We start from the raw sequence: 24,203 nt of genomic DNA, 5'->3' as shown, positions 1-24,203 counted from the left end.
TTATTTCACTAAGATTTGGATTTTTTCTTTGAGCTCATCACCTTGATAGAGCTCAAAAGTATGGCGTCCCAATGTCGGCGTCCACAGATGTGCCTGTTGGGCGGAAATCTTCTTTTTTCCATCAATCTTCCAGTGCAGTTTTTCGTGACGAAGAGCTTCAATCAACAATGGCATTTTTTGATTTACAGAGGGAATTGCCGGATCTAGCGCTAAGACCATTCCATCTTGAGGATAAATGATCCGCGCTTTCGGATAAGTTTGTGGCGCAGAATTGATTTTCTGTTCTGCCAAGATCGGCGTTTTGCTTTCGACATCTGGATACTTTTCGTGAAGCCACTCCATCACTTTTTTCCAAATCGGTGCCGCTCCTGTCACGCCCATGACATTCCACATGGGTTCACCAGAAAAGTTTCCAACCCAAACACCGACAGTAAAACGCGAGTTAAAACCGATGCACCAATTGTCCCGCATGTCTTTGCTTGTTCCCGTTTTCACAGCGGCTCCCTGCAATGACAAAGCGGAATCTAATCCAAATCCCAAAGCGCGATTTTCGCTCTGAGAAATAATGGCGGTCACTTCCTTTGCACTTTCTTCGCTGAACACTCTTTTTACTTCCGAGGTTTCTGCACCAAGATCGTAGCGAATTTCCGAATACACTCCGCCTTGAGCCAAGGCACGATACGCTTGAGTTAAATCCTCCAGAGTCACATCCGCCACTCCCAACGCCAATGCGGGACCATAGTGGTTGGGCTCTTGAAGCTTTCTAAAGTTCATGTCCTTTAACTTCGTCCAGAAGGTCTCATCGTTAAGAAGTTTGAACACTTTCACCGCAGGAACATTCAGAGAAGATGCCAAAGCTGTTTTTACTTTGACCCATCCATAGAACTGTCGATCGTGATTCTGAGGTTTGTAAACTCCACGATCAAAAACAATGTCCACGGCGGAATCTTCAATCCAAGAGTCCCCGTGCAGAATGTTTTTCTCAAAAGCCGTGGCGTAAAGGAATGGTTTTAAAGTAGACCCTGCCTGGCGAAGCGCTTGCGTGCCATCCACGTAGAGACTATTTGTACTGTCTCCGCGACCGCCGACATAGGACCACACCTGCCCTGTTTTATTCTCAATAACCAAAACCGCGGCATCGTGAACATTCTGTGCCTCAAGGCTGCGAATTTGTGATTGAATCGTCTCCTGCACATAAGCTTGCAAATCTTTTTGCAAAGTCGTGACGACTTCGCCGCCCATTCCTCTCGCACTTAACTTCTGCGCCAAATGCAAAGCGTATTGTTGAGTAAAGGGACTCATAGACTTACTTACAATTTCATTCGTGTTATTGCGAAATTCATCGCAAAGTGCGGGCTCTTGCCAACAAGCCCTTTGCGCCCAATCTTGGGGTTTAGCATTGGGTGAACGAATTAAAACCGACAACAACGTGGCCTCTTTCAATGTCAGCCCCTGCGGTCTTTTATCAAAGAAAGCCCAAGAGACGCTGGTCAAACCTCGATACTCCCCACGGAAGGGAACTAAATTTAAATAGACCTCTAAGATTTGTTCTTTTGTCCAATGAGACTCTAACAAAGGAGCTGCGATCACCTGACGAAGCTTTCCTAAAATTCCCTGATAAGCATTCTTATCCGACGAAATCAGTTTCAGAACTTGCATCGTGATCGTACTTCCACCCCGTGATGAACTTTTAAAACTTCGTTGATAAAGACTTGCCAGCAACGCTTTGGAATCAAAACCTGGGTGTTGATAAAAGTTTTGATCTTCAGATTTCAGAACAGCACTCATCATAACAGGGGAAATCTCTTTAAGAGGAACCCACGCAAAAGATCTCTCTTTTGAATTGTGCCGCCATTGATGAAGAGGTTTCCCATCTCGATCCAAAAGGAACAGTTCGGAACTTTTATAAGAGGCCCGAACCTCACCGTAAGATTTTAATGACGGCAAAGTCTTTGAGAAAGACCATCCTAAGATGGCGCTTCCCCCTACGAGTCCTATTAAAGAATAAGCGAAGAACTTTTTCTTCACTCTTTCACTGTCCATGAACTTTCTGGAAGTTCCGCAAAAAGATCAGGGCTGTACATCGCTTCAACTCTTGTGATCGGCAAGACATAAGTGCCCGCTTGATTAAAACGCACCGTGTACTCAATCTCCGTATTATCCGACGTAAACCAAGAGAAATAAAAACGAATCAATTCTTCTTTTCTTTCAACGGCGGTAGCCCAAGAGCTTTGCAAAACACTTGATCCCGCTGGAATTGGATCTTCTACAACCACCCATGTCTGTGGAACTTGAGATGTCACTTTGAGTTTCACTTTTGCGACGTCGCCAACACTCCAAACACCTTTGGTCTTTTGTTCAACAGGAGTGACAGTTTTCTCAACTTTAAATCCAGCAAAAGTGGCTTTCATTACTGGCGTCGAAGCCTTAGCTGAGACCGTGATCCAAGGCTTCCCAGCACCTTGCTGCTTTAATTGAACCTGGGCTTCTTTTTCTCTCCATGGCAATTCAAAAAGGCCAGAGTTTCCTTTCGACCAATCATGAGTCACCTTTTCTTTCCCCATTTCTACTTGGAAAGATCCTTGAACTTTTTCTTTCGAATAAGCCGCTTGGACTTTTCTCATGGCGATGGCACCCCACGCATTGTCCGTCGTCATATACCAAGCTCCGTCCTTTTGACGAGCCAGAACTCCTTGATACAAGCGAGGAGTATCCGATTTCCACGCTGCTGACGGCAAGGTTGCAATGATAAGTCTAAGAATAGAACTTTCAGAGTCGCGCATCAGCCAAGGCATGCTTTCTCTTTGTTCTTCTTTCAACTGCAAACGTTTTGCCGAGAAGTAGAAACGGCTGCGCAAAAGAGCTTCAAGGTCCGCGAGTTTTTTATCTCGCTGTGGAATGTTCTTTTCCCACAAGTGAATTTGATACCACTCCACAAGTGTATAAAGAGGCCATTGAGTTCCCTGATATTCAACGGAAGTTAAAAGATCCAAATTCAAACGACGGAAACGGGAAAGAGCTTCAAATGTCGTAATCTTTTTAAGAGTGTCATCTGCACGACTGACTTCGACTTCCTCTTTGATCTTTCCTTCTGCATAAGAGCTCAGAGCATCCAAAAGACGATTTTCTGTTTCTTCCGTGAAAGTAAATCCTGCCTCGTGCACAACACTGAGCACATAGGCCGTAAGATTCACGCTGCCCTTCGCATTCGAACTTGGGAAGTAGCGCAGAAGTCCATTGGCATCCATGTACGTATTCAGTTTGCCTTCGAGCTTCTGCCACATTTTTTTATCATTAAGGGATATCGCTCTGGAAATCTGTTGTTCTAAACAATTGTATTCATAATTTTTCCAGAAGTCTTTGAGACCTGCCTGAGATCCTCCCAACCCTTCTGCCAATTCAACGATGATAGAGCTCTTGTCGACCTCTGCCCCCGCAGGTTGTTGCAAAGAGAGTTTACTAAACTCCGGCCAAGACCCCCATTCGCTTTGATAGATACGCGCTACACGCACAGGCAAAATCTTCTGAACTTTTTTAATTTCATCCAGAGTCTTTCCTTTTTCGTTTTTCGCAATCATCACATATTCCAGCGAATTTCCTTGAGGCGCCCGGATCTTCCAATGCACTTCCTTGGCTTCGCCTGGATTTAAACGGAGTTTCTGAACAGCAAATCCTTCAGACTTAGAATTGACTTTCAAACTCAAATCTAGATTTTGAATTTCTTTAGAAGCGTTACGGACCGTAAATCCTGCCAAGAAATCATCCCCTTCACGGGCAATTCCTGAAAGCCCCGGAAGAATCATCAAATCTTGCGATGATTGAATAGACGTCCAACCCGTTCCAAACTGATCGGCCCCCTGCAAAGCCACCGCAACGATGCGGAAGCTCGTCGTGGAATCATTGAGTGGAACTTCCACTTGCGCTTGCCCTTGAGCATTTAAGGTGACGGAAGGATTCCAATAAAGAAGCGTATCGAAAAGTTCACGGCGAAGGGCACCACCGCCGTCTCCTCCGATAGGCACGGCCTTCAAACCAAAATGTCTTTTCCCAATCACCAAGGATTGAGCAGTCGCTATTGATAGAGTGTGAGGACGAAGTTTCATCATTGCGCTTAAAAGATCCCAAGAGTCATTGTCACGAAGTTCTAACAATCCCTCATCGACAGCAATCAAAGCCACTTCGCTTTTAGCAGCTGGTTTTCCGTAAGCATCTTTAACATTGATTGTAACTAAAGATTTTTCTCGAGCTTTATAACTCTTACGATCTGTATTCACGGTTACTTTAAGAGTATTTTCTTTCCAACCGACTTTAATTCCTGTCATACCCAGCTTAAATGCGGGTTTTCCCAAATCGACAAGAGCTGTCGGCTTAGGATCAGACAAACGACCGCGAAGAGCGAAAGCCGATACGACGACATTGGGAGCGTATTCTTTCTTAATCGGAATACGAATAATAGGACGATCCCCTTTGACGTCCACGACTTCTGAATAAAGAACAGAGTCTCTTTCTACTGTAACCAATACTTTTGCTTCAGGGAATGGAGTGCGTAATTGAAACTCTGCAACTTCTCCGGGTTCATAAGTTTTCTTAAACGGAATAAGGTCTGCTCTGTCATTGTCGTCAGAGCCAAACCACGCATTTTCACCGGGCTTAATAATCCACTGATTCACGTTCGCGATGCTTGCACGCCCCTCTGAATCTTTTCCCGTCACCACCGCGATCACAGAACCGCTGACTTTAGATTTACCGACGCAGTTAAAAACACCTTTGTCGTTGGTTTCACCCTTACAAAGCTCTCCAACCTTTTTGTATTCCCGGAAGTCTTCATAAGCATAAAATCCACCCACCAAACGTTTACGATGAGAGTAAAAACGACTGGTATATAAATCGACTTGCAACTTTTGACCTTTGATCGGCTTTTGCTGCAAGTCTAAAGCGACAGCATCAAACTCCACCAAGTCAGGTGTTGCCCACCAAGATTTGGCCTTGATTCCCAAGACAACCGAGGAAGGCCACATCGCGAAGGAACGAATCACATTCTGAATTTCACCGTTAGGATCTTTAAACTCCACCTCGGTTCTCAATCTCTGAGGACCCGCGCCATACCTCAAGCCCTTAACATCAATTTCAGAAGTGCCTTGCTTATTGAGATTAAAACTCTCAACTCCACTTTGCGGAATATGACGGGCTCCTTCGTCTTCACCTGAACGGAAAAGACCTTCTTTAACTCCACCGTTGGCGAACGAATAATTTTGGAAATCGTCATCCTGAGGACTGAAGTAAGTCGGCTCCACACTCCAGCGCATTTTCATAGGAAGATCCGCTGTGGGACCTCCGGCAAAATAAGTTCCGCTCACCTGTACAGGAATTTTCTTTTCCAAAACAAACGAAGGGGAGGTCGTATTCAAACGCACTTGAATCAAAGGTACGCGGAAACTTTCAATAGAAAAATCCCCGACAGGAATTGAAATCGCCGGAGTTTCTCGATCCAGGCTCAATGTCCATCGGCCCATTTTGACGCCAGCAGGGGACGTCCACTTAACAACCGCAACACCGTTTTTCTTGCTCCATTGCAAGGGAATTTTAAATGATTGCAAGCCCGAATCATGGGACAAGTTCAAAGTCGTCGGCCACTCTTTTTCGCTCGGAAGTGTCAGACCTTTGCTTTGCGTTTTTCTTAAAACCAATTTTGCTGAAAGAGTTTCCTCAGGCTTAAGCAGAGTTCTATCTAAAATAGCATGACCAATCAGAGGAGACGCCGAATCGCCCATTCCTAATTGATAACGCCAAGATTCAATTCCACGATCCCAAGAAGAATGCGTGAAGCTGAAGTCGTCTCCCTTTTCTGCCACGGCAAAAAAACCATCATAGAAAGACCCCTCGTTATTACGAGGCCAATCGCTCAAAGGTTTTTTAAGCCGAAAATACGCGAGACCTTTTGCATCCGTTGTACCTTGGGATACAACGTTTCCAGCAACATCATATAATTTCACACTGGCGCCAGAGATCACTTTTGCATTCTTAAGTTCCGTCACCCAAACCCAAGCTTCATTATTGCTGAATTTGGCGTGAACAGCCATATTCGTGACCAAAGTTGCGGATCTTACAAAGTAGGGAGCTTTCTTATCTAAAAGGCTTTGCCCCAAGAGCGGGCTTTCCATCTCGACAATATAGAATCCCGTTTGCTTAAGAGGAATTCCCACCACTTCCATCTCGGCAGGTTTGTTAGGTTTTTGAACCTGCATCTTTTGCACTGCTAGATTTTTCCATGTCGACAAGCGAGTGTCGCCTGTGGGGTTGCGATTGATTTCATTCAGATTCGCAAGAATGCTTTTAAAATTGTTTCCTTCAATTTTTCCAGACCAACCAAAGAATCGAGTCTGAATATTCTTTTCCACTCGACGTAAAGTCACAGCCATCGCGGCTTCAGGTCCCGCTTCGACAATTCCGAAATTCGCCGCAAACTTTAAAAGTGACGGGTCGTCTCCCGTTTTTACCGTCAAAGGAAACTGCGCCTTGTTCGTAAGAACTCGTCCCTCTTCATCTTTGAGATCCGTTGGGATATGCAGCTTGAAGGTGGCATTCTGAGGGAAAGGTCCTTTGAATTCCAAATAGCTGACTTTGTCTTTAGGGGAACCACCATCAAGACTTGTTGCAGAAATCTTTTTCTTATCTGCCCCTTCAAGATAAATCGCCTTCGCATCTTTAATGGAGATAGACGATGTGAATGAAAGGCGCATTCCCAAAAGAGGGATACAAGGTTTTTCAGGCGCTTCACGATCGCAACTGAACTCGGCCTTAAAAGCATCAGCGACAGTGAACTCAATCACTTCATCTTCTTGCGAAGAAGCACCGGAGCTTGATTGAACTTTTTTAGACCACACAAGACTTACTTTCGCCCCCGGAGCAAAAGCGCGCTGTGCTTTTACAACAATGAACTCTCCTTTAAAGCTGTCTTTCTCATAAACATACTCTTCTTGGGCTGCTGCTTTAATTTTTTGCGCCTCACTGCCGTCAATAAGCTCAGCAGCGATACGATCACCCAAGCCTTCCACAACAAAATAGACGCCGTCTTTAACCGATTCTTTTTTTACTTGAGAATCCAAGATCAAAACAAAGTTTTGCGTAGGATCTATCGGACGATAGCGAAGAGGAAATGTTTCCTTGATGTGAGGTCCGCCCGTATTGAACTTATACGTTTTCCCCATTACTGCGACAGAGCAGACGACTCCGCCGGGCAATGCTTCGTTAAAATCAAAGACCCAATTGCGCGTGTCGATCCAACGTCCTTGACCGTTCTTAAAACACTCGCTCGTGGCAGGCGCATCCAGCTTGATATCGCCAAAACGAACCATAGGTTGTGAAAATTCAATGCGCACTTGCTCTGCGGATTTAACAAATCCCTGCGGTGTGAAAGTTTTCACCTGCACTTTTTCTTGAGCAAAGGACAACGACATCAGAAATGAAAGAAGGAAGTTAGACATGGACGCTCCTTGTGTCCCTTCAAGCTTCCCCGGCTCCTCACTCAGATGTCATCTCTTTATGCCCTATGGCTACGAATCATCCAGGCGGCTTTTTCATGAAACGAAATCAAGTCTTCATAGACAACGACAGCATGTGTATCACCGGACTTTTCCGCCTCTTCATGATGTTCTTTTAAACGAGTGGCCATGGCCGTATGGTCCTTGCTGAGGATCTCGACCATTTGATGTGCGGTCACCGTGTCAGATGGCGCTTCATCGATCAGAGCCGTTTTTAAAAAATCACGAAAACTTCCTGGCGCTTTTGAGCCATACGCACGAATGGTCTCTGCAACTAAGTCCGACTTTTCTCCTAGACTCTTGTATTGAGACTCAAAAAGAGTGTGTAAAGAAAAGAATAAAGGTCCCTCGACGTTCCAATGAAAGTTCTGCGTTTTTAACATAAGCAGATACTCTTCAGAGAGGGTTTTGGACAAAGTTTGGACAGTTTTCGATGAATTCATATTCATGGGTCCTCCAGTGATTTTATCTATATATCACTTAGATAATATCTATTGGTTCGCCTCTGGCTAGTTGTGAGATAATTGACATATTGAAGGAGGTGTTTATGACGACTCTAGGTACTAGGGCGCGCCTCGCCCCTCGAATTCGTTTAGGCCGAGTGGTTATCATTTTTTATCTCTCAACTTTTATTGTCGTTGGACTTCTGACTTATCTTTCGAATCGGTAATGACTTCTTTATGAATAGCGGTAAACTAGAGGAACTCCAGCACTTTTCTGAAGGGAGATTCTAATGAAGAACGTGATCATCGCCACTTTTGCTATTGTGGTATTAAGTTCGTGTGCGCAATTTCAAAGAAAAACTGGGACAAAAAGTACAACGCCTCCGACTCCAACATCTCCGGAAGCCGTGGCGACACCTGCGTCTTTCACAAAAGCACAAGCTGTCTTGAAACCCGCTATTACTTCCAAGGTAAAAGGCATTATTCATTTCAGTGAAGACGGCGGCAAAGTAAAAGTTGAAGCGATGGTGGAAGGTTTAAAACCGGGCCCACATGGTTTCCATATCCACGAAGTTGGCGATTGTTCAAAGGCAGATTTTTCTTCTGCAGGAGGACACTTTAATCCTGGTCACGGAAGTCACGGCGCTTTAGATTCTAAAAAACGTCATGGCGGTGATTTTGGAAATTTGATGGCTGACACAAAAGGAAAAGCCTTTGTCACTTTCACTGTAGAAGGACTTACGGTCACACCGGGCACTCATAGCATCATCGGCAAAGCCGTGATCATTCATAAAGACAAGGATGATTTAAAATCTCAACCTGCAGGAAACGCAGGCCCTAGAGAAGCTTGCGGAGTGATTGTCGGTCTTTAATAAAAGAAAAGGCCGTTTTAAACGGCCTTTACCTTTTGAGAAATTTTCCCGAAAATACTTTGCCCTTTTTCATTGAGCATTTGCATTTCCACGGTATCTCCCGACTTCATAAACGGCGTTTTAATCTCGCCCGTTTCAATCTGTTCGATCATGCGCTTTTCAGCAAGACAACTTGAACCACGATCATGACTGTCATTGGAAACTGTTCCGCTTCCGATGATGGAACCTGCCGCCAAATTTCTTGTTTTAGCTGCGTGAGCAATCAACTGACCAAAATGAAAGTGCATCGCGCCTGCATTCGCTTTTCCAAAGAACTGACCGTTGTAATTCACATCCAAAGGAAGATGAATGCGTCCGCCCTTCCAAGCATCACCCAACTCATCTGCCGTCACGGCAAATGGAGAAAGGGCCGAAGCCGGTTTACTTTGGAAGAATCCAAAGCCTTGCGCCAATTCCTCAGGAATCAAACCACGCAAAGAAACGTCATTGATCAAAACAAAAAGACGAATGTATTTCAAAGCGTCCTCAGGGGTCACACCCATCGGAACGAAATCAGTGACAACACCGACTTCACCTTCGAAATCCGTTCCGTGAGAAAAATCTCTCTGTGGAATATCTTCCGTTGGCGCCAAGAACTGGCCGCATTCACCTTGATACATCAAAGGCACCGTCTCTAAAGTTTCTGGAAGCGGAGCTTTGCGCGCCATACGCACAAGTTTGATGTGATAGATAAATGCAGAACCGTCAGCGAAAAGCCATGTGCGTGGAAGTGCAGAATGGAAATCACTTTCTTTTACAGGAAAAGCACCGGCGGCTTTCCCTTCGTTCAAATCCGTGTAAAGCTTCTGAAGGGAAGCTTCATTCTCTTTCCAATTCTCAAGAGCTTCTCGCAAACTGGCAGAGATATTATTTGCTTTCACAGCCGTTTTTAAATCACGGCTGATTACGCACAACTCCCCGTCCAACTTGCCCGGGGATTTCAAAGAACCTAGTTTCACGTCAAATCCTTAGTCAAAAGTGATCATCAAGTTTGCGCCAACGGCACGGTAGTTTTCCAAACCTTCAGCCGCTTCACCGCTTGCACTTTCGTAGTACAAAGTCGCACCCAAGTTTGGAGCGAACTTAAAGCTCGCACCGATCAAGATAGGAATAAGTGGAGATTTTACGTCGTTCACAGTTCCAATATCGGCATTTTTATCAAGATTCAAACCCAAAGAAATACCGGCGAAAACACCCGCGTATTCTTCGAACTTGTACATCAACGCCACAGGAACATCGAGATAGTTCATTGTCACTTTATTGTCAGTAACACCTTCAACAACAAGAGGTCTTTGCGTATAAAGCATTCCTGTTCTTAGGTGCAAAGGACCTGAGATTGGAAAGTGCGCTGTTGCGCCAAATTGCATACCCATTTGAGATTTAGTCGAAGCTCCATCAACGTCACCAGATTGCTGACGAATTCCCACTTCCAAACCATAATCAATATCCGCCATCGCGGCAGATGACATCATTCCCACAGCAGCCGCTAAAACTAGAGCCAACTTTTTCATTTAAAACTCCTTCTCAAGGCCTCTTAAAGGCTTCAAAATAATCCCATAGTTTGTTTTATTTATCAAAGCACCACACAGCATTAAGCGCCATCTCGTTTATAGCCTTGGTATTTGATACTTCGCTATGCTCCAAAGCCAAATGATGCGGTTCGACTGTACCACGAGCGGCCAAAACAATAACGATCAATGGAAGCAAAAGACGCAATACTGTTTCAAGTTTTGAACCCGGCTGCGGAGAGTACTCATCCTTCCACTCCCCGAACTTAATACTTTTCGTCAGCATATAACCCAGACTGAAAAGCATCACTGTAATGATACAGAAAATCCACACCTGATTTTTTTGCAAGCCCTGCGCCTGCTCAATAAGAACATCCGGAGTCCATGCCATGTAATCATTAAAACGCATGCGAGCGCCATGACGAGCAAAATAGAAATAATCAATAAACGTCATGGAGCAAATAAGGAACCACACTCCGACAAAGTAGACCTTGTAAGCCGCAAACATCGAACGAGGCCACTTCTCTGTGAAAGTTTGGATTAACACGACAAAATAAAGAGGAATAAAAAGAAAACCAAAGATCAACAGGTCAAAACGAAATCCCGCAATGAAAGACTGTGCAATCTCTGTAAAAACAGCATCAGGAGTCGCGTGAAAGACAGAAAGGAAATATAAATTCAGCCTAAAAAGCGTCATGAATAGAATCATCGCCAGAGCTAAAACGCCTAGTTTGATGAAAACCTTCGTTGAAAAACGCAGCGAAAAGATAAATCTATTCGGCACAGAAAAGTCCTTTGCCTGAGCAATCACAAGTGAAATAATGGGCCATCTTTATTAGGAGCGTATATGTCCTCAATGGTACTTTACAACTATTTTCGAAGCTCTACCTCTTACCGAGTTCGTCTGGCAATGCACGTGAAGGGACTCGATTTTGAGTACAAGCCCATCAACCTTTTGAAGCATGAACAGCGCTCTCCGGAATATTTAAAGATCAATCCACTGGGCGGAGTTCCAACTTTGGTTCATGACGGCAAAGTCATTCCGGAATCTTTCGCCATCATGGAATATCTGGATGAGGTTTTCCCAGAGCCCGCTTTGTTTCCAAAAGATGCCTATCTTAAAGCCCGCATTCGTCAGGTTTGTGAAGTGATCAACTCTTTCATGCATCCCATGGGTAATTTAAAAACCCTGCAATACATGGAAAAACATCATGGCTACTCACAAGAACAGAAAGAAGAATGGTTCAAGCACTGGGCGACTCAGGGACTCCAAGCTCTTGAAACCACTTTGAAAGAATTCGCTGGAACTTACAGCTTTGGAAATCAAATCACGATGGCAGACCTCTTCTTGATTCCACAGCTTGTGACTTGCCAACGCTTCAAAGTAGATTTGTCACCGTATCCTACGCTTGTGAAAATCAGTGAAAACTGCAACAAGCTCGAGGCCTTCCAAAAAGCTCATCCCTTTAAACAAATCGACACGCCAGAAGAATTTAAGAAATAGAATCAGGCCCTGAAAATGCAACAGCGGATCTTGCTTTCGCCAGATCCGCTGTTGGTGATCCCTTTGTCCGAAACTACAAAGGAGATCCGAAATGCGTAACAAACACTTACGTACTATTCGGCATGCATTAAGCATCACTAAAGCATTGTTGATAATTATAATTCTTATTCTGACGATTATCGCGAAGCTAAAAGGTCTTTAAATAACTTTGCCGCAACCTAAAGCCCAACAAGTAACATAGGACTAAGGTCGGGACTAAAAATCCTGGGCAAAGGGAATCAAGGAACTCAGCCTCTGGCGAGAGCACCTAGTTCGAATGAATAAAGAGGAAGTTCCATTTATCGATAACCGGAATAGTGATGAAAACCAGCATGGAAACATTGAGCCACATAAAGAAGGCCAACCAACGTTCTGTGCCGTTGGATTTATAATAACGATAGAATTCTTGCATCACCTTAAAGCAGAACGGGAATGTTAAAAGAACAAACATCCAACTTGCGTGCACGAACATCGGTGCTGCCAAAGCAACTCCCACATAAACGAACGTATAAAGTCCCACGTGGAAAAGAGTTCTTTGCATTCCCAAAGCCACAGGCAAAGTTGGGATTCCACCTTTGGCGTAGTCGTCTTTAAACTTGATCGCCAAAATCCAGAAGTGCGGCATCTGCCATAAGAACATGATCAAAAACAGATACAAAGATTCCGGATTAAAGATGTCAGGATTCGCAACCGCGTAACCGATAGTGACAGGCAATGCGCCCGGAATAGCTCCTGGTACTGCGGCAAAAACCCAACGACGTTTCCAAAACATCGTGTAAGCCACGTTGTAAAGGAAGACGCAGAAAAGCCCCACCCAACCCGCAACCGGTTGAAGTTTAAAAAGAAAGTTAGAACCAACGACGATGAAACTCACAGCCAAAATCCCCGCCGCTGCTGGTTTGATTTTTCCAGCTGCGATCGGACGCTTGGATGTTCTTGGCATCTGTTGATCGAGTTTCCACTCTTGAACTTGATTGAGCGCAAGAGACCCAGAGCTTAAGAAATAAATCCCCAGCAAAGTCTCAAGAAAGATTTTCCAGTCAAAAGATTGTTCGATTTGGAAACCAGTGGCATAGCCGGCCAATCCCGCAAGGACCGAGAACACGACTATGCCAAACTTAGTAAGATCCGCGTAAATTCTTAACACGGTCTTATAGAGGACTTACCTCAAGAACGCGTGTTGCAATGTCCACGACGCTAAAGAGGAGAAGAACAGCTAGGAAGAAGAAGCCTGTCGCGAAGATCACGCGATTCATATTTGTATCGTCCTTCAAGTGCATGAAATACAACAATACGAATGTCGCTTTGATCGCAGCAATCAGAAACGCGATCGGGGCTGCGAAAGCACCCAATTGTGCGTTGAAGTGATGCGCGATGACCGTCAAGAAAGTCAAACCGAACAAGGCGCCAGCGACTTTAAGGTAAGTCGCCATTGGCGTTAAGTGCGGATGAAGAACGTTTGCTTCGTTGTGTGCGTTATTGCTCGCCATTTAATTACCCCACCAAATAGAGAAGAGGGAATAGGAAGATCCAGATCAAGTCGACGATGTGCCAGAAAATACCAACACCTTCCACAGGCAACCAGTATTGAGAGTGGAAATCGCCACGAATTGTTCTGATCAAAAGCCAAGTGATCAAGCCCATACCGATCAACACGTGAAGACCGTGAAGACCTGTCATCGCATAGTAGAAACCGAAGTACATACCAAGGTTTGCGTGTTCTGCGTGAACTTTCGCTGCATCCAAGAAATGACCTGGGTAAAGACCCAAGTGGAACTTATGTGAGTACTCGAAGTACTTGATGCACATGAAGATCGCTCCACAAAGAATCGTCGTTGCCATCGCAATCGCCGCATTCTTCGTTTGGTTCTTCTGGATGAAAGAAATCGAGATCGCCATTGTGAAAGAAGAGAAGATCAGAACAAGAGTGTTCACGAATCCCATCTTCCAATCCAAAGACTTCGCGCCTTCTGCGAACATTTCTGGGTAGATATTGTGGAAGATCGCATAACCAACCAAGATCGCTCCGAACATGAGGATCTCAGTTACCATGAACAACCAAATACCTTGCTTACCTGCATCGTACTCTTGGTTCGCATCTTTAAAGTGGTGCGAAACGTGAGCTGAATGGGTGTGTGTAATGTTATCTGTACTCATATGGCCCCGCTGTTACAATCGGTTCAACCGCAAAGTTATCGTGAGGAGGAGGAGACGGCGTTTGCCACTCCAACGTTTTAGATCTCCAAGGATTCATTGGAGCCTTCTCACCTTTTCTGATCCCTTGAACGATCGCGTATAGACCCAACAAGAAACCAGTAAGAATCAACCAAGATCCGACAGTCGAAACCTTATTCAAAGTTTCGTAAGCCGGGATGTAATCGAAGTAACGACGTGGCATACCCATCGCACCCAAAATGAATTGAGGGAAGAACGTCACGTTGAAACCGATGAAGATGAACACGAAGGACAAACGAGCGATGGATTCGTTGAACATCTTTCCGAACATTTTCGGGAACCAGTAGTAGAAACCGCCCATCAACGCCATCAAAGTACCACCCACCATCACGTAGTGGAAGTGAGCTACGACAAAGTAAGTGTCGTGGAAGTGAACGTCGATTGGAAGAACCGCTAGCATGATACCTGTCACACCACCGATTGCGAATAGGAACAAGAAGCCCAAGGCAAAAAGCATTGGAGAATCAAAAGAGACAGAACCTTTGTACAAAGTCGCTACCCAGTTGAACATCTTGATCGCCGTTGGGACCCCAACCAGCATCGTGATGAAAGAGAACAAGATACCCGCAGTTGCTGACTGACCAGATACGAACATGTGGTGACCCCAAACGAAGAAGGAAACCGCTGCAATACCTAGTGAAGAGTAAGCAATCGCTGTGTAACCGAAGATCACTTTGCGAGAGAACGTTGTGATCAATTCAGACACAACACCCATCGCTGGGATGATCATAATGTAAACCGCTGGATGCGAATAGAACCAGAAGAAGTGTTGGAACAAGACCGGGTCACCGCCCAATGCTGGATCGAAGATCCCCACACCGAACAATTTTTCAGCTGCCAACAACAACAATGTGATCGCAAGAACTGGAGTCGCCAACAATTGAAGGATCGCTGTTGAATAAAGCGCCCATACAAACAAAGGCATTCTGTGCATTGTCATGCCAGGAGCTCTTAGTTTGTGAACTGTTACGATGAAGTTCAAACCTGTTAATACAGAAGACATCCCCATCACGAACGCGCCCAGAACCATAAGAACTGTCGCAGTTCCTGTTCTGATTGAGTAAGGAGTGTAGAACGTCCAACCTGTGTCGATTTTCTTAAAGAAGAAAGTCAAAATCGCAAGAGCCGCACCGAACATGAAACAGTACCAGCTTGCCAAGTTGATTTTCGGGAAGGCCACGTCTTTCGCCCCGATATGAAGAGGCAAGAAGAAGTTACCAAGGATCGCCGGGATACCAGGAACGATAACCATGAAGACCATGATCGCACCGTGATATGTAAGGACTTGGTTGTAAACATCTCCATTCTTAAGAACACCGCCCACGTTTGCTGCCGCGTTTGGAGCGAAAAGCTCTAAACGAAGCAACAAAGCCATGATTCCGCCGACAAGGAAGAAGAACATAACCGTGATCATGTACATAAGACCGATACGTTTATGATCGACAGTTGTTAACCAAGACCAGAGGCCTTTTTCAAAATTAATGTAGTTGTCACCGTGATGAGCTGATTTTGTAGCCATAGGTGCGCTCCTTATTTCAATTCCTTGATGTACTCAACAAGTGCGCTGAGTTCATTTTCGTTTAACTGACCCTGGAATGTTGGCATAACGCCTTTAGGGAAACCTTTTACGATGTGCTTGTTCGGCTCAAGGATAGATTCGCGGATGTAGTTTTCATCCACTGCCATCTTAGAGCCATCATCCATAACTTCCTCTGTTCCGAATTTTTTGAACAAAGGAGGACCGACTTTAACCGCCGGAGAATCTACAGAGTGGCAAGAAGCACACGCTTTAACCGCGAAAAGTTTTTCACCTTTTTTAGCTAGAGGAAGATTTCTTTCCTCTTGGCCTTGCTCAAGGTACTTGTCGAAGTCTTCGCGAGAAACAACTTTCAACTTACCGATCATGCCAGAGTGTGAAGTCCCGCAGTACTCAGTACAGAAGATGTGGAAATCGCCCAATTTATCAGCGCGGAACCACAAAGCTGTGTAACGGCCAGGAACAGCGTCTTGCTTAATACGGAAAGAAGGTACGAAGAAAGAGTGGATAACGTCACTTGAAGTAAGAAGAAGTTTTACGTCTTGTCCAATTGGAACAACAACTTCATTCACAGTCTTGTAACCGTTTTTGTATTCAACTTCCCACGCCCACTGTTTACCAAGAACGTTAATTTCTAGAGCGTTCTTCGGCATCGTGCGCATGTCGTGATAAATGTACCAACCCCAAGCAAACACCGCGAGGAAGATCACAAGTGGAATGAATGACCACAAGAACTCCAAGAAAGTGTTGTGAGAGATGTAGGCTGTTTTGTCATCTGGACTTCTACGACGGTACTTCCAAACGAAGTAGACCATCCCACCGATAACAAGAACGCAGGCAATGAAGCTTGTGATCAACAAGAAACCATAAAGATTGTCTACCTGCTTCGCAATCTCTGTTCCTTGTGTGGGCATGAAGGATTGGGCCTTCGCTAAATTAAACCACATCATGTACTTTTATCTCCCCGCCGCTTTGGACTTCGCTCTGCGAGAGCGGATGTAAATCGGCAATAACCATAATACCATCACCAGAACCATCAGCGCTCCGCCAACCTTCATTACGTTAAAGGCTGCCAGAGTGTACTTGCTCTGTTGTGGGTCATACTTAAAACAATAAAGCACCAAGTGCTCAACGAAAGTTCCGATTTTTCCATCGGCGGCTTCGTTCAACGCGAGCTTAATATCTTGAGGATTAAATAAAATCCCCGGCAAATAACGTGAGATCGTTCCGTCCGGAGTGATGATCACCGCTGCAGAAGCATGGGCCCACTCTTTCGCTTTTTCGTCCCACTTAAACTTAAATCCCACGGACTGCGTGATCGCTTGGATCGTCGACTCGTCAGCTGTGATGAAGTGCCAGCCTTTTTCAGCGCCTTCACGTTCATACAACTTCATGTAAGTCTCTTTTTTCTTGGCAGCCAAGTCGGGAGTTTCTTTTGAGTCAAAACTCACAGAAAGGATCGTGTACTTCTTCCCTACAGTCCAATTCTTATCCATCAACTTCAACGCATCCGTAAGACCATTGAGGTGGAAGTTACAAAGACCCGGACAAGAAAAATAAACCGGAGAAAGAATCACGGGATGTTTGCCATCGAAGAAAGAACCAAGAGTCACTTCCTGGCCGTTGTCGTCTTTCACTTTGAGAGAAAGATCAATCTTTCCACCGAGCTTTTCATCAATGCCGACACCTGCGAGTTCTTTGGGTTGCTCGTTGGCGACCATCGGAGCCGGCTTGCCATCATAAGCTTGTGCATTCAATGAAAACAAAACGAGAACGGCTGCAGAGAGAACCGTTCCCATTGTTTTCATTTTCAAAACAAGCTTAGCGTTAAGCATTTATAAATCCCTAATTATTGTGCCGTTTTTGCAAACTCAGCAACTTTAGCAGGATCGTCTTTAGATTTATTTTCAGTGATAGATTCGATGTACCATACAAGGGCCCAACGATCTGCAGGCTTGAAGTGAGAGTAAGCCGCCATCGAAGAACCTTTGATACCATTTTGAAGTACTTTAAAGTGAGCGATAGCGCCATCACCTTGAGTCCACTTACCTTCAACAAGGTTGCGAGGTTTTGGATTCAAAGCTGCACCCGCAGCGCCGTCACCTTTACCAGTGTCACCGTGGCACATTGCACAGTTTGTTTTAAACACTTTCGCGCCGTAAGTAACAAGCTCAGGAGTAGAAACCCAAGGCTCAGTCACTTTAGTGATGTCGAAGGCAGGAGCGGCTCCTTCAGCAGCCGGTGCATTCGGATCAACTACGTTTTCCGCAAGATCTACACCTTTGTTAACAACAACAAGGTAGAAGAAGAAGGCGAAGCAAAATGCCATTGAGAAGGCAAACGCAATTAAACCGCCACGATTATATTCATCTCTATTTTCAGACATAGGTTGGCACTCCCTAGGGGACGCAAAATAGTTTTGTCACAATATTGTAATGTATTGTTCTAACTAACGTAAAACCCGAGTGTCGGCAACTAATTACGCCGACACCGTCGAGATACTTGATTGCGACGCCAAGCGCCAAAAGAAACTAGAAAAGGTAACCGCGAGTGATGTTCACAAACTTCTCAGGAGATTCAACGTTGGCGCAATGACCTTGGCCTTCAATAACCTGAAATTTTCCTCGAGAAAAAAGACCTGCCAAAGCCTTCGATTCATCCATCGAAAGAAGTTTATCGTGCTCGCCGTGAAGAACCAGAACTTCGTTGTTCACTTTCTTCATGTCGCCACGAATATCAAGCCCATCAAGGGCTTCAAGAACCCAGTGGCCTACGGTCTTCACTGCATGGAAGGCATCTTCAACAACAACTTGTTTGAAAAAATCCGTCTCAGGATTATTATTATGAATCGTAGAACCAATCACTGCCGCCGTCAGATTCTTGTCCTGCTTCATTTGTTCAAAAGCAGAAATCATCGCGCGATCGAAAGTAACACCTTGCGCACCGACAGGATCTAAAAGAATGGCCTTCTTAAAAAGTCCAGGTTCCTTGGCCATCATCAACGCCGCAATTAATCCCCCGGTGGAGTGTCCAACGACATGCATCGGTCCACGGTTGAGTTTTTTAATCACAGATATAAAGTCATCCGCAAACGTGTGCAAATTCACTTCACTCGCATCTTTAGGCGCCGTGCTTTTTCCGCAACCGCGAAATTCAGCATAGATTAAGGCTCCTTTATAGTTTTTGCCTGCAGCTTGTTTCTTCCAAAACTCTTCTGAAGGATACCACCAACGGTTGGAAGAAAGATTTCCGTGAATGAAAAAGACGTCTTCAGGAACTAACCCCTCTTTGATTTCAAAGTTAATCATTCGCGACCTACCTTGATATTCTCATCACCGGTACGAACTTCGCCACGATACGGATAACCTTCAAAGTCAGAACCCTTAAAGAGTTTTTTATTTCCCGTCACGATTTCATAAACCCATGCTGCCGTGAAGTTTGGAACGGCTTCCACCATCTTGTGTTCAGAACCATTGATATAAAGACGGCTGGCGCGAGCCTCTTGAGGAACTGCATCCCAATACTCATCTAGCACGCTTGTGTTGATGTACTGATCTTGACGAGCAATCATCAAATGCAAAGCTCTTGGTGGGATTGTATTTGTGTAGTCAATGGGACGTGCTTTGCGAATTCCTTGAACCAGACGATAAGTCGCTTCGAGTTTAAACGGATTTTCCAAAACAATGGGTTCCGCCTGCGGATAAGTCGCATAAACGATTTGGTGAAGATAATAATCATAAAGATCGTCATCAGACATTTTGTTAAAAGGGAAAATCTGGCGAGTCGCCCAGATCTGCGCTTTGATCCAATTATCTGTACCATCCAGTGGACGCGTGAATGGCGCCATCATCACTAGATTTTTCACAAGATTTGGATAAGCAGCGGCAAAGCCTGCGGCTATGCCGCCACCGTAAGACAGCCCAACTAAATTATAAGGGCCTTTAATTTTCATTTTAGTCAAAAGCGCTTTCAGATCTTGGATTTGATCCTGATATGGAATCACGTTCAAGATAGGTGCATACTTCAAAAGCGTTTGTCCTTGTCCGATGGGATCGTAACGAAGAACGCCAACACCTTTTGCCAAAAGCGCCTCTGTAAAGTTGTTCCACTGACGAGTGCTGTAGGTAAGACCGTTGATCAAAATGACCGTCGGATTTTTACCTTCAGCGGGAACATAATCAACAAACAATTCTTTCTGAGCAGAAAGTGCCACGAAACCTCTGACAGCCTCAGTACTCGCCAAAGACTCCATAGAGATAAAAAGACCAGAGCAAACAACCAAAGTAGCCAAGATCAGAGATTTCATAATTCCCCCACTAGAAAATGGAAAATTGATTACAATACAATTCCGCCGTCAACACTTAGAACAGCGCCGTTAATATAGGCAGCCTGTTCACTTGCCAAGAACAAACAAGCATTTGCAATATCTTCAGTTTCCCCAAGGCGAGCCACGGGAACTTTAGCAGCCATACCATCTATAACCTCTTTAGGCATCGCATTGGTCATAGCTGTTCTAATGAAGCCTGGAGCGATAGCATTGGAAGTAAATCCTTTGCGACCCAATTCTTTTCCCCAAGTCTTCGTCATGCCAATCACGCCGGACTTTGCAGCCGCGTAGTTTGTTTGACCGAAGTTTCCATAAAGACCAACAACAGAGGAAATATTAATAATGCGTTTGTGCGTAGAAGACGCGTTGAATTTTTCCAATAACGTTTTTGTAACGTTGAAAAGACCTGTCAGGTTTGTGCTAATAACCGCATCCCAATCTTCCGCTGCCATTTTCGCAAATGACTTATCGCGAGTGATACCGGCGTTATTCACAAGGATATCCACAGCCCATGGTAAAGAACCCGCTGCTTTCGCTACTGAATCACGATTTGTTACGTCGACTTGTGCAACGTGAACTTGCGCTCCGTATTTCGCCAATTCTTTTTTGGCATTTTGCAAAGCTTGTTCAGAATAATCCCAGATAGAAACATTTCCACCGGCTTCTAAAAAGTTTTGTGTGATTTGAAAACCGATACCGGAAGCGCCTCCAGTAACGATGGCATTTTTATTTTTAAAATCGAAATTAATATTTTTCATACAGTGGGCTTACCTCGACAAACCTAGGGGCCGTCAAAGGAATTCGCACTTTTTCGCTCTGTGAATAGAGCAAATACTCAATATTTCTTTTCTTGCCAAAACGAGAAAAATGCTTTGTACACTAGCGAAATCTTGAGCCTATTTAAAAAGGCCAGATGCAAGGCGCGAGGAGGAAGGCGTACTCCTTTGTACGCCGACGACGAGTAACGCAGTCAGCTGGCCTTTTTAAATAGGCTCAAAAGGAAATATAACGATGAACAAACAAAAAGCGACAATCGTAGGAACCGGAATGTACGCGCCTGAGCGTGTAATTTCTAACCAATATTTCAACGATCTTTACAAAAAAGACATCGGGACTTTCTTAAGCGAAAATAGAAATATCCGCGAACGCCGTTGGATGACAGAAGATCAACGCACTTCTGATCTTATTATTCCTGCTGCTGAAGAAGCGATGGAAAAAGCGGGCATCACAGCGAAGGATCTCGACCTTATTATCGTCTCTACAGACACGCCTGATTATCTTTCTCCATCGACAGCGTCTGTTGTTGCGTATCGCATGGGTGCTGTGAATGCAGGAACTTACGATATCAACACCGCTTGTGCGGGATTCGTAGTGGGTTGTGATATCGCTGCGAAATACATTGCAGCAGACAGCAAATATAAAAACGTTCTTGTCGTCGGTGCCTATGCCATGAGTAAGTATTTGAACTTCGACGATTACAAAATTGCTTCATTGTTTGCCGATGGTGCGGGCGCCGTTGTACTTCAACCTTCTAAAGACGGCTCTGGTTTTATCGACAGTCAAATGTACACAGACGGTCAGTATCATGACTACATGGGCATCTACGCGGGTGGCTCAGCTCAACCTGTCAGCCACAGCGTGATTGAAAACAAAGGTCACTTGCTGGCTTTCCCGAAACGCATTCCACCTGAAACGAACGGCATTCACTGGCCGCGTTTGACAAACATCTTGTTAGATCGTTTGAACAAAAAACCTCAGGACATTAAACACTTCTTCATCACTCAGTTTAATGTGCAAAGCATTTATGAGACTTTGGATAAATTGGAGCTTCCTCGCGATCGCGCTCATTACGTTATGGATCGTTACGGCTACACAGGCTCTGCTTCCATTGGCATGGCCGTAGCGGACGCAGCCAACCAGAAGAAAATGAAAAAAGGCGATTTAGTCTTTATGTTGGGCTCTGGCGGTGGTATGAGCATGGCTGCTCTCGCCCTTGAATGGGGATACGACACATAGTCGAGGGTTTATATGGAATTAGATTGGCTGAAACGCTGGAAACTTTATTCTCCGAATAACATCGCTATCAAAGATGGCGAGACGGGCCGTGAATTTTCTTACGCTAAACTTTTTGAGTTGGCCAATCGTGGAGCTCATCTTCTGCACACGGAATTTGGGATCTGCAAGGGCGACCGCGTGGCCGTCCTTGCCACCAATGAACTTGAATACGTCTTTCTCTTTTTTGCGTTACAAAGACTTGGAGCTATTTTAGTTCCTGTGAATTTCCGCCTCACTCAGCGTGAGGTGGATCATATCATCACGGATTCATCTCCGAAATTGATTCTGTTCCAGGAAGCGTATCGTGAAATCGCCGAGAATCTTCCTTCCTCTGTAAAGCCTGCAAAACTTCTTCTGCAAGGTGAAAACAGTTTTGCCACTAAGTTAGAAAAAACTGTCGGCGAAGAGTATTCATTTAACTCTCACGAAAATGATCCCGTCATGATTCTCTACACGTCGGGTACGACGGGATCTCCGAAGGGTGCGATCCTCACTTACAAGATGCTCTTCTGGAATTCGATCAACACGACACTCCGACTGAATATCTCTCAATCAGACTGCACGGTGATCTTTCTTCCGTTCTTTCACACCGGAGGATGGAATGTTCTCACGACACCCTTCATTCACCGCGGCGCCAAGGTTGTGTTCTTAAAGAAATTTGATGCGGACCAAATTCTTGCTCTCAGTGAACAAGAAAAAGCCACGATTATGTTCGGTGTTCCTACAACGATGGACATGATGGCGAGATCTCCCCTCTTTGCCAAAACCAACCTGGAAAGCGTTCGTTATGCCATCGTTGGTGGTGAGCCTATGCCTTTGGAACTTATCAAGGTGTGGGATAAAAAAGGCATTCCAATTCGTCAGGGTTACGGCCTTACAGAGTTTGGGCCTAACGTGTTTTCTTTGAATGAAGAAGATGCTCTTCGTAAAATTGGCTCCATTGGTTTTCCGAACTTTTATATCGAAGCGAAAGTTGTCGACAATGAAGGTCGCGAACTGAAAGACAATGAAGTCGGTGAGCTTGTTTTGCGCGGACCGATGTGCATGCAAGGTTACTGGCACAATGAAAAAGCCACACAAGACACAATCAAAGAGGGCTGGCTTTATACTGGAGATCTGGTTCGTCGCGACTCTGAAGGATACTATTACGTCGTGGGTCGCAAAAAAGACATGTTCATTTCTGGTGGCGAAAACGTGTATCCGCCAGAGATCGAACAAATCCTGCGCAAGCACCCTCATGTCCTGGAAGCCGCTGTCATCGGCGTTCCTGATGACAAATGGGGCGAGGTCGGGAAAGCCTTTGTGGTAGCAGGTAACGGGGTCTTAACGGCTGAAGAGCTGCATACTCATTGCCTGCAAAATTTAGCAAAGTTTAAAATTCCCAAGCACTTTGTGTTTTTAGCATCTTTGCCTAAGGGCGACAGTGGTAAAATCTTGAAACGAAAACTGGCCGAAAACGCATAATATCATAAATATTTTGAATTATACATTCTTGCCTCCGGGGATTATACCAAGACGCCTCAGGAGGCCATATGATTCAAAAAATTCTCGCTTTCGCACTGACACTGGCTGCATTTTCTTTTAACGCTAACGCCGACCAACACTTCGTGGGCGCACGCCAATTCGCTGACATGATCGAAAAGTATCAAGAAGTTTGCGCGCAAGGTTGCAAGAGACCTTTCCGTGAAGCGGTTCTTTACACGAACGGAAAAGTGACTTCGGCATTCCTTGAAAATGGCGAACTACAAGCTCTACAAAAGATTGCAACAAAACAAGCTTACATCTGGGCTGATACGATTCTTGAAGGTGACTACCACGCTGATGGCGAAACTGTTCTTGAAGAAGTGATCGGCATCTTCAGAGGCAGCTCTCTTGTTGGTTACAAAATCACTTATGCAGAGCGCGCTTGGGACACAAGCTCTTGCGACTTTGACGCTGAAGATTTGTCTACTCTGGCAAATTGCACAGAAGGCACAATCCGCGAAACAAGTTTTGTATCAACAGACTTCAAAACTTTTATCCGTAATCACGACGAAATCGCTGACTTCTTTAACTAACCACGTTGAAGGTTGGTCAAAAAGTCAGATGAGCCTTTTTCACCGA

At 44.9% G+C, this 24,203-nt stretch carries 21 protein-coding genes; 5 read left to right on the top strand and 16 right to left on the bottom strand.

Annotation, left to right across the window (positions count from 1 at the left end; translation table 11 throughout):
• Genes pbpC through ACL934_RS01665 form a run of 3 tightly spaced genes read right to left on the bottom strand, consistent with a single transcriptional unit; the run spans position 1 to position 7,990 of the window.
• Positions 1 to 2,043, bottom strand: coding sequence for a penicillin-binding protein 1C (gene pbpC / locus ACL934_RS01675; protein WP_374077076.1), 2,043 nt, complete (start codon positions 2,041 to 2,043; stop codon positions 1 to 3).
• A complete protein-coding gene (locus ACL934_RS01670) occupies positions 2,025 to 7,484 on the bottom strand; it encodes an alpha-2-macroglobulin family protein (RefSeq protein ID WP_374077074.1) in 5,460 nt (1,819 codons plus the stop codon). The genes pbpC and ACL934_RS01670 overlap by 19 nt, the downstream gene beginning before the upstream one ends.
• Positions 7,485 to 7,540: 56 nt before the next feature.
• Positions 7,541 to 7,990, bottom strand: a complete 450-nt coding sequence (locus tag ACL934_RS01665; protein ID WP_374077072.1) for a Dps family protein — start codon at positions 7,988 to 7,990, stop codon at positions 7,541 to 7,543.
• 284 nt (positions 7,991 to 8,274) lie between these two features.
• On the opposite strand from ACL934_RS01665, the gene ACL934_RS01660 reads away from it, so the two are divergent.
• A complete protein-coding gene (locus tag ACL934_RS01660) occupies positions 8,275 to 8,856 on the top strand; it encodes a superoxide dismutase family protein (RefSeq protein ID WP_374077070.1) in 582 nt (193 codons plus the stop codon).
• A 17-nt stretch (positions 8,857 to 8,873) separates the two neighbouring features.
• Here the strand turns inward: ACL934_RS01660 and ACL934_RS01655 are convergent, their stop codons facing one another.
• The 3 genes from ACL934_RS01655 to ACL934_RS01645 are packed head-to-tail and all read right to left on the bottom strand — an operon-like array spanning position 8,874 to position 11,187.
• Positions 8,874 to 9,854: a fumarylacetoacetate hydrolase family protein gene (locus ACL934_RS01655; RefSeq protein ID WP_374077069.1), complete on the bottom strand. Its 981-nt coding sequence runs from the start codon at positions 9,852 to 9,854 to the stop codon at positions 8,874 to 8,876.
• 9 nt (positions 9,855 to 9,863) lie between these two features.
• A complete protein-coding gene (locus ACL934_RS01650; protein WP_374077067.1) occupies positions 9,864 to 10,406 on the bottom strand; it encodes an outer membrane beta-barrel protein in 543 nt (180 codons plus the stop codon).
• A gap of 55 nt (positions 10,407 to 10,461) precedes the next feature.
• Complete coding sequence (locus tag ACL934_RS01645) at positions 10,462 to 11,187, bottom strand: hypothetical protein (RefSeq protein ID WP_374077065.1); 726 nt, start codon at positions 11,185 to 11,187, stop codon at positions 10,462 to 10,464.
• Between the two features lie 63 nt (positions 11,188 to 11,250).
• Here ACL934_RS01645 and maiA point away from each other — a divergent pair, with 63 nt between their 5' ends.
• Positions 11,251 to 11,907: a maleylacetoacetate isomerase gene (gene maiA / locus ACL934_RS01640; RefSeq protein ID WP_374077064.1), complete on the top strand. Its 657-nt coding sequence runs from the start codon at positions 11,251 to 11,253 to the stop codon at positions 11,905 to 11,907.
• Positions 11,908 to 12,214: 307 nt separating this feature from the next.
• Here the strand turns inward: maiA and ACL934_RS01635 are convergent, their stop codons facing one another.
• The 10 genes from ACL934_RS01635 to fabG all read right to left on the bottom strand — a co-directional run bounded on the left by ACL934_RS01635 (position 12,215) and on the right by fabG (position 20,803).
• Complete coding sequence (locus ACL934_RS01635) at positions 12,215 to 13,093, bottom strand: protoheme IX farnesyltransferase (RefSeq protein WP_374077062.1); 879 nt, start codon at positions 13,091 to 13,093, stop codon at positions 12,215 to 12,217.
• Positions 13,094 to 13,097: 4 nt separating this feature from the next.
• Entirely contained in the window at positions 13,098 to 13,436 is a 339-nt protein-coding gene (locus tag ACL934_RS01630) for a cytochrome C oxidase subunit IV family protein (protein WP_374077060.1), read from the bottom strand.
• Positions 13,437 to 13,440: 4 nt separating this feature from the next.
• Complete coding sequence (locus ACL934_RS01625) at positions 13,441 to 14,103, bottom strand: cytochrome c oxidase subunit 3 family protein (protein WP_374077058.1); 663 nt, start codon at positions 14,101 to 14,103, stop codon at positions 13,441 to 13,443.
• Complete coding sequence (gene ctaD, locus ACL934_RS01620) at positions 14,090 to 15,700, bottom strand: cytochrome c oxidase subunit I (RefSeq protein ID WP_374077056.1); 1,611 nt, start codon at positions 15,698 to 15,700, stop codon at positions 14,090 to 14,092. The genes ACL934_RS01625 and ctaD overlap by 14 nt, the downstream gene beginning before the upstream one ends.
• Positions 15,701 to 15,711: 11 nt before the next feature.
• Positions 15,712 to 16,668: a cytochrome c oxidase subunit II gene (gene coxB / locus ACL934_RS01615; RefSeq protein WP_374077054.1), complete on the bottom strand. Its 957-nt coding sequence runs from the start codon at positions 16,666 to 16,668 to the stop codon at positions 15,712 to 15,714.
• Between the two features lie 6 nt (positions 16,669 to 16,674).
• Positions 16,675 to 17,553: an SCO family protein gene (locus ACL934_RS01610; protein ID WP_374077052.1), complete on the bottom strand. Its 879-nt coding sequence runs from the start codon at positions 17,551 to 17,553 to the stop codon at positions 16,675 to 16,677.
• 14 nt (positions 17,554 to 17,567) lie between these two features.
• On the bottom strand, positions 17,568 to 18,104 hold the full coding sequence (locus ACL934_RS01605; RefSeq protein ID WP_374077050.1) for a c-type cytochrome: 537 nt from the start codon (positions 18,102 to 18,104) through the stop codon (positions 17,568 to 17,570).
• A gap of 145 nt (positions 18,105 to 18,249) precedes the next feature.
• Positions 18,250 to 19,026, bottom strand: a complete 777-nt coding sequence (locus ACL934_RS01600) for an alpha/beta fold hydrolase (protein ID WP_374077048.1) — start codon at positions 19,024 to 19,026, stop codon at positions 18,250 to 18,252.
• Complete coding sequence (locus tag ACL934_RS01595) at positions 19,023 to 20,024, bottom strand: alpha/beta hydrolase (RefSeq protein ID WP_374077046.1); 1,002 nt, start codon at positions 20,022 to 20,024, stop codon at positions 19,023 to 19,025. Before ACL934_RS01595 ends, ACL934_RS01600 begins: the two co-directional genes overlap by 4 nt.
• A gap of 29 nt (positions 20,025 to 20,053) precedes the next feature.
• Positions 20,054 to 20,803 (bottom strand): 3-oxoacyl-ACP reductase FabG, encoded by a 750-nt coding sequence (gene fabG / locus ACL934_RS01590; RefSeq protein WP_374077045.1) that lies wholly within the window; start codon positions 20,801 to 20,803, stop codon positions 20,054 to 20,056.
• A gap of 253 nt (positions 20,804 to 21,056) precedes the next feature.
• Here fabG and ACL934_RS01585 point away from each other — a divergent pair, with 253 nt between their 5' ends.
• From ACL934_RS01585 to ACL934_RS01575, 3 genes are all read left to right on the top strand, one after another.
• Positions 21,057 to 22,061 carry a ketoacyl-ACP synthase III gene (locus ACL934_RS01585; protein WP_374077043.1) on the top strand — a complete coding sequence of 335 codons (1,005 nt, stop codon included), beginning with the start codon at positions 21,057 to 21,059 and terminating at the stop codon, positions 22,059 to 22,061.
• Positions 22,062 to 22,073: 12 nt separating this feature from the next.
• Positions 22,074 to 23,564: an acyl-CoA synthetase gene (locus ACL934_RS01580; RefSeq protein WP_374077041.1), complete on the top strand. Its 1,491-nt coding sequence runs from the start codon at positions 22,074 to 22,076 to the stop codon at positions 23,562 to 23,564.
• Between the two features lie 68 nt (positions 23,565 to 23,632).
• The gene (locus ACL934_RS01575) at positions 23,633 to 24,157 is read left to right on the top strand and encodes a hypothetical protein (RefSeq protein WP_374077039.1); all 525 of its coding nucleotides are present in this window, start codon (positions 23,633 to 23,635) and stop codon (positions 24,155 to 24,157) included.
• Positions 24,158 to 24,203 lie beyond the last annotated feature (46 nt).

The sequence above is a fragment of the Bdellovibrio sp. HCB-110 genome, from assembly GCF_047323225.1.
In the GTDB taxonomy this organism is placed as follows: Bacteria; Bdellovibrionota; Bdellovibrionia; order Bdellovibrionales; family Bdellovibrionaceae; genus Bdellovibrio.
Note: the sequence above shows the minus strand (reverse complement) of the source record. Positions and strands in the feature narration are given on the sequence as shown.

Excerpts from the sequence above, each read along its gene's own strand:
- ACL934_RS01605 (WP_374077050.1), bottom strand. The coding sequence starts at position 18,104 with ATGTCTGAAAATAGAGATGAATATAATCGTGGCGGTTTAATTGCGTTT.
- ctaD (WP_374077056.1), bottom strand. The coding sequence starts at position 15,700 with ATGGCTACAAAATCAGCTCATCACGGTGACAACTACATTAATTTTGAA.
- ACL934_RS01650 (WP_374077067.1), bottom strand. The coding sequence starts at position 10,406 with ATGAAAAAGTTGGCTCTAGTTTTAGCGGCTGCTGTGGGAATGATGTCA.
- ACL934_RS01585 (WP_374077043.1), top strand. The coding sequence starts at position 21,057 with ATGAACAAACAAAAAGCGACAATCGTAGGAACCGGAATGTACGCGCCT.
- coxB (WP_374077054.1), bottom strand. The coding sequence starts at position 16,668 with ATGATGTGGTTTAATTTAGCGAAGGCCCAATCCTTCATGCCCACACAA.
- ACL934_RS01600 (WP_374077048.1), bottom strand. The coding sequence starts at position 19,026 with ATGATTAACTTTGAAATCAAAGAGGGGTTAGTTCCTGAAGACGTCTTT.
- ACL934_RS01575 (WP_374077039.1), top strand. The coding sequence starts at position 23,633 with ATGATTCAAAAAATTCTCGCTTTCGCACTGACACTGGCTGCATTTTCT.
- ACL934_RS01580 (WP_374077041.1), top strand. The coding sequence starts at position 22,074 with ATGGAATTAGATTGGCTGAAACGCTGGAAACTTTATTCTCCGAATAAC.
- pbpC (WP_374077076.1), bottom strand. The coding sequence starts at position 2,043 with ATGGACAGTGAAAGAGTGAAGAAAAAGTTCTTCGCTTATTCTTTAATA.
- ACL934_RS01595 (WP_374077046.1), bottom strand. The coding sequence starts at position 20,024 with ATGAAATCTCTGATCTTGGCTACTTTGGTTGTTTGCTCTGGTCTTTTT.
- maiA (WP_374077064.1), top strand. The coding sequence starts at position 11,251 with ATGTCCTCAATGGTACTTTACAACTATTTTCGAAGCTCTACCTCTTAC.
- ACL934_RS01630 (WP_374077060.1), bottom strand. The coding sequence starts at position 13,436 with ATGGCGAGCAATAACGCACACAACGAAGCAAACGTTCTTCATCCGCAC.
- ACL934_RS01625 (WP_374077058.1), bottom strand. The coding sequence starts at position 14,103 with ATGAGTACAGATAACATTACACACACCCATTCAGCTCACGTTTCGCAC.
- ACL934_RS01610 (WP_374077052.1), bottom strand. The coding sequence starts at position 17,553 with ATGCTTAACGCTAAGCTTGTTTTGAAAATGAAAACAATGGGAACGGTT.
- ACL934_RS01665 (WP_374077072.1), bottom strand. The coding sequence starts at position 7,990 with ATGAATATGAATTCATCGAAAACTGTCCAAACTTTGTCCAAAACCCTC.
- fabG (WP_374077045.1), bottom strand. The coding sequence starts at position 20,803 with ATGAAAAATATTAATTTCGATTTTAAAAATAAAAATGCCATCGTTACT.
- ACL934_RS01660 (WP_374077070.1), top strand. The coding sequence starts at position 8,275 with ATGAAGAACGTGATCATCGCCACTTTTGCTATTGTGGTATTAAGTTCG.
- ACL934_RS01670 (WP_374077074.1), bottom strand. The coding sequence starts at position 7,484 with ATGTCTAACTTCCTTCTTTCATTTCTGATGTCGTTGTCCTTTGCTCAA.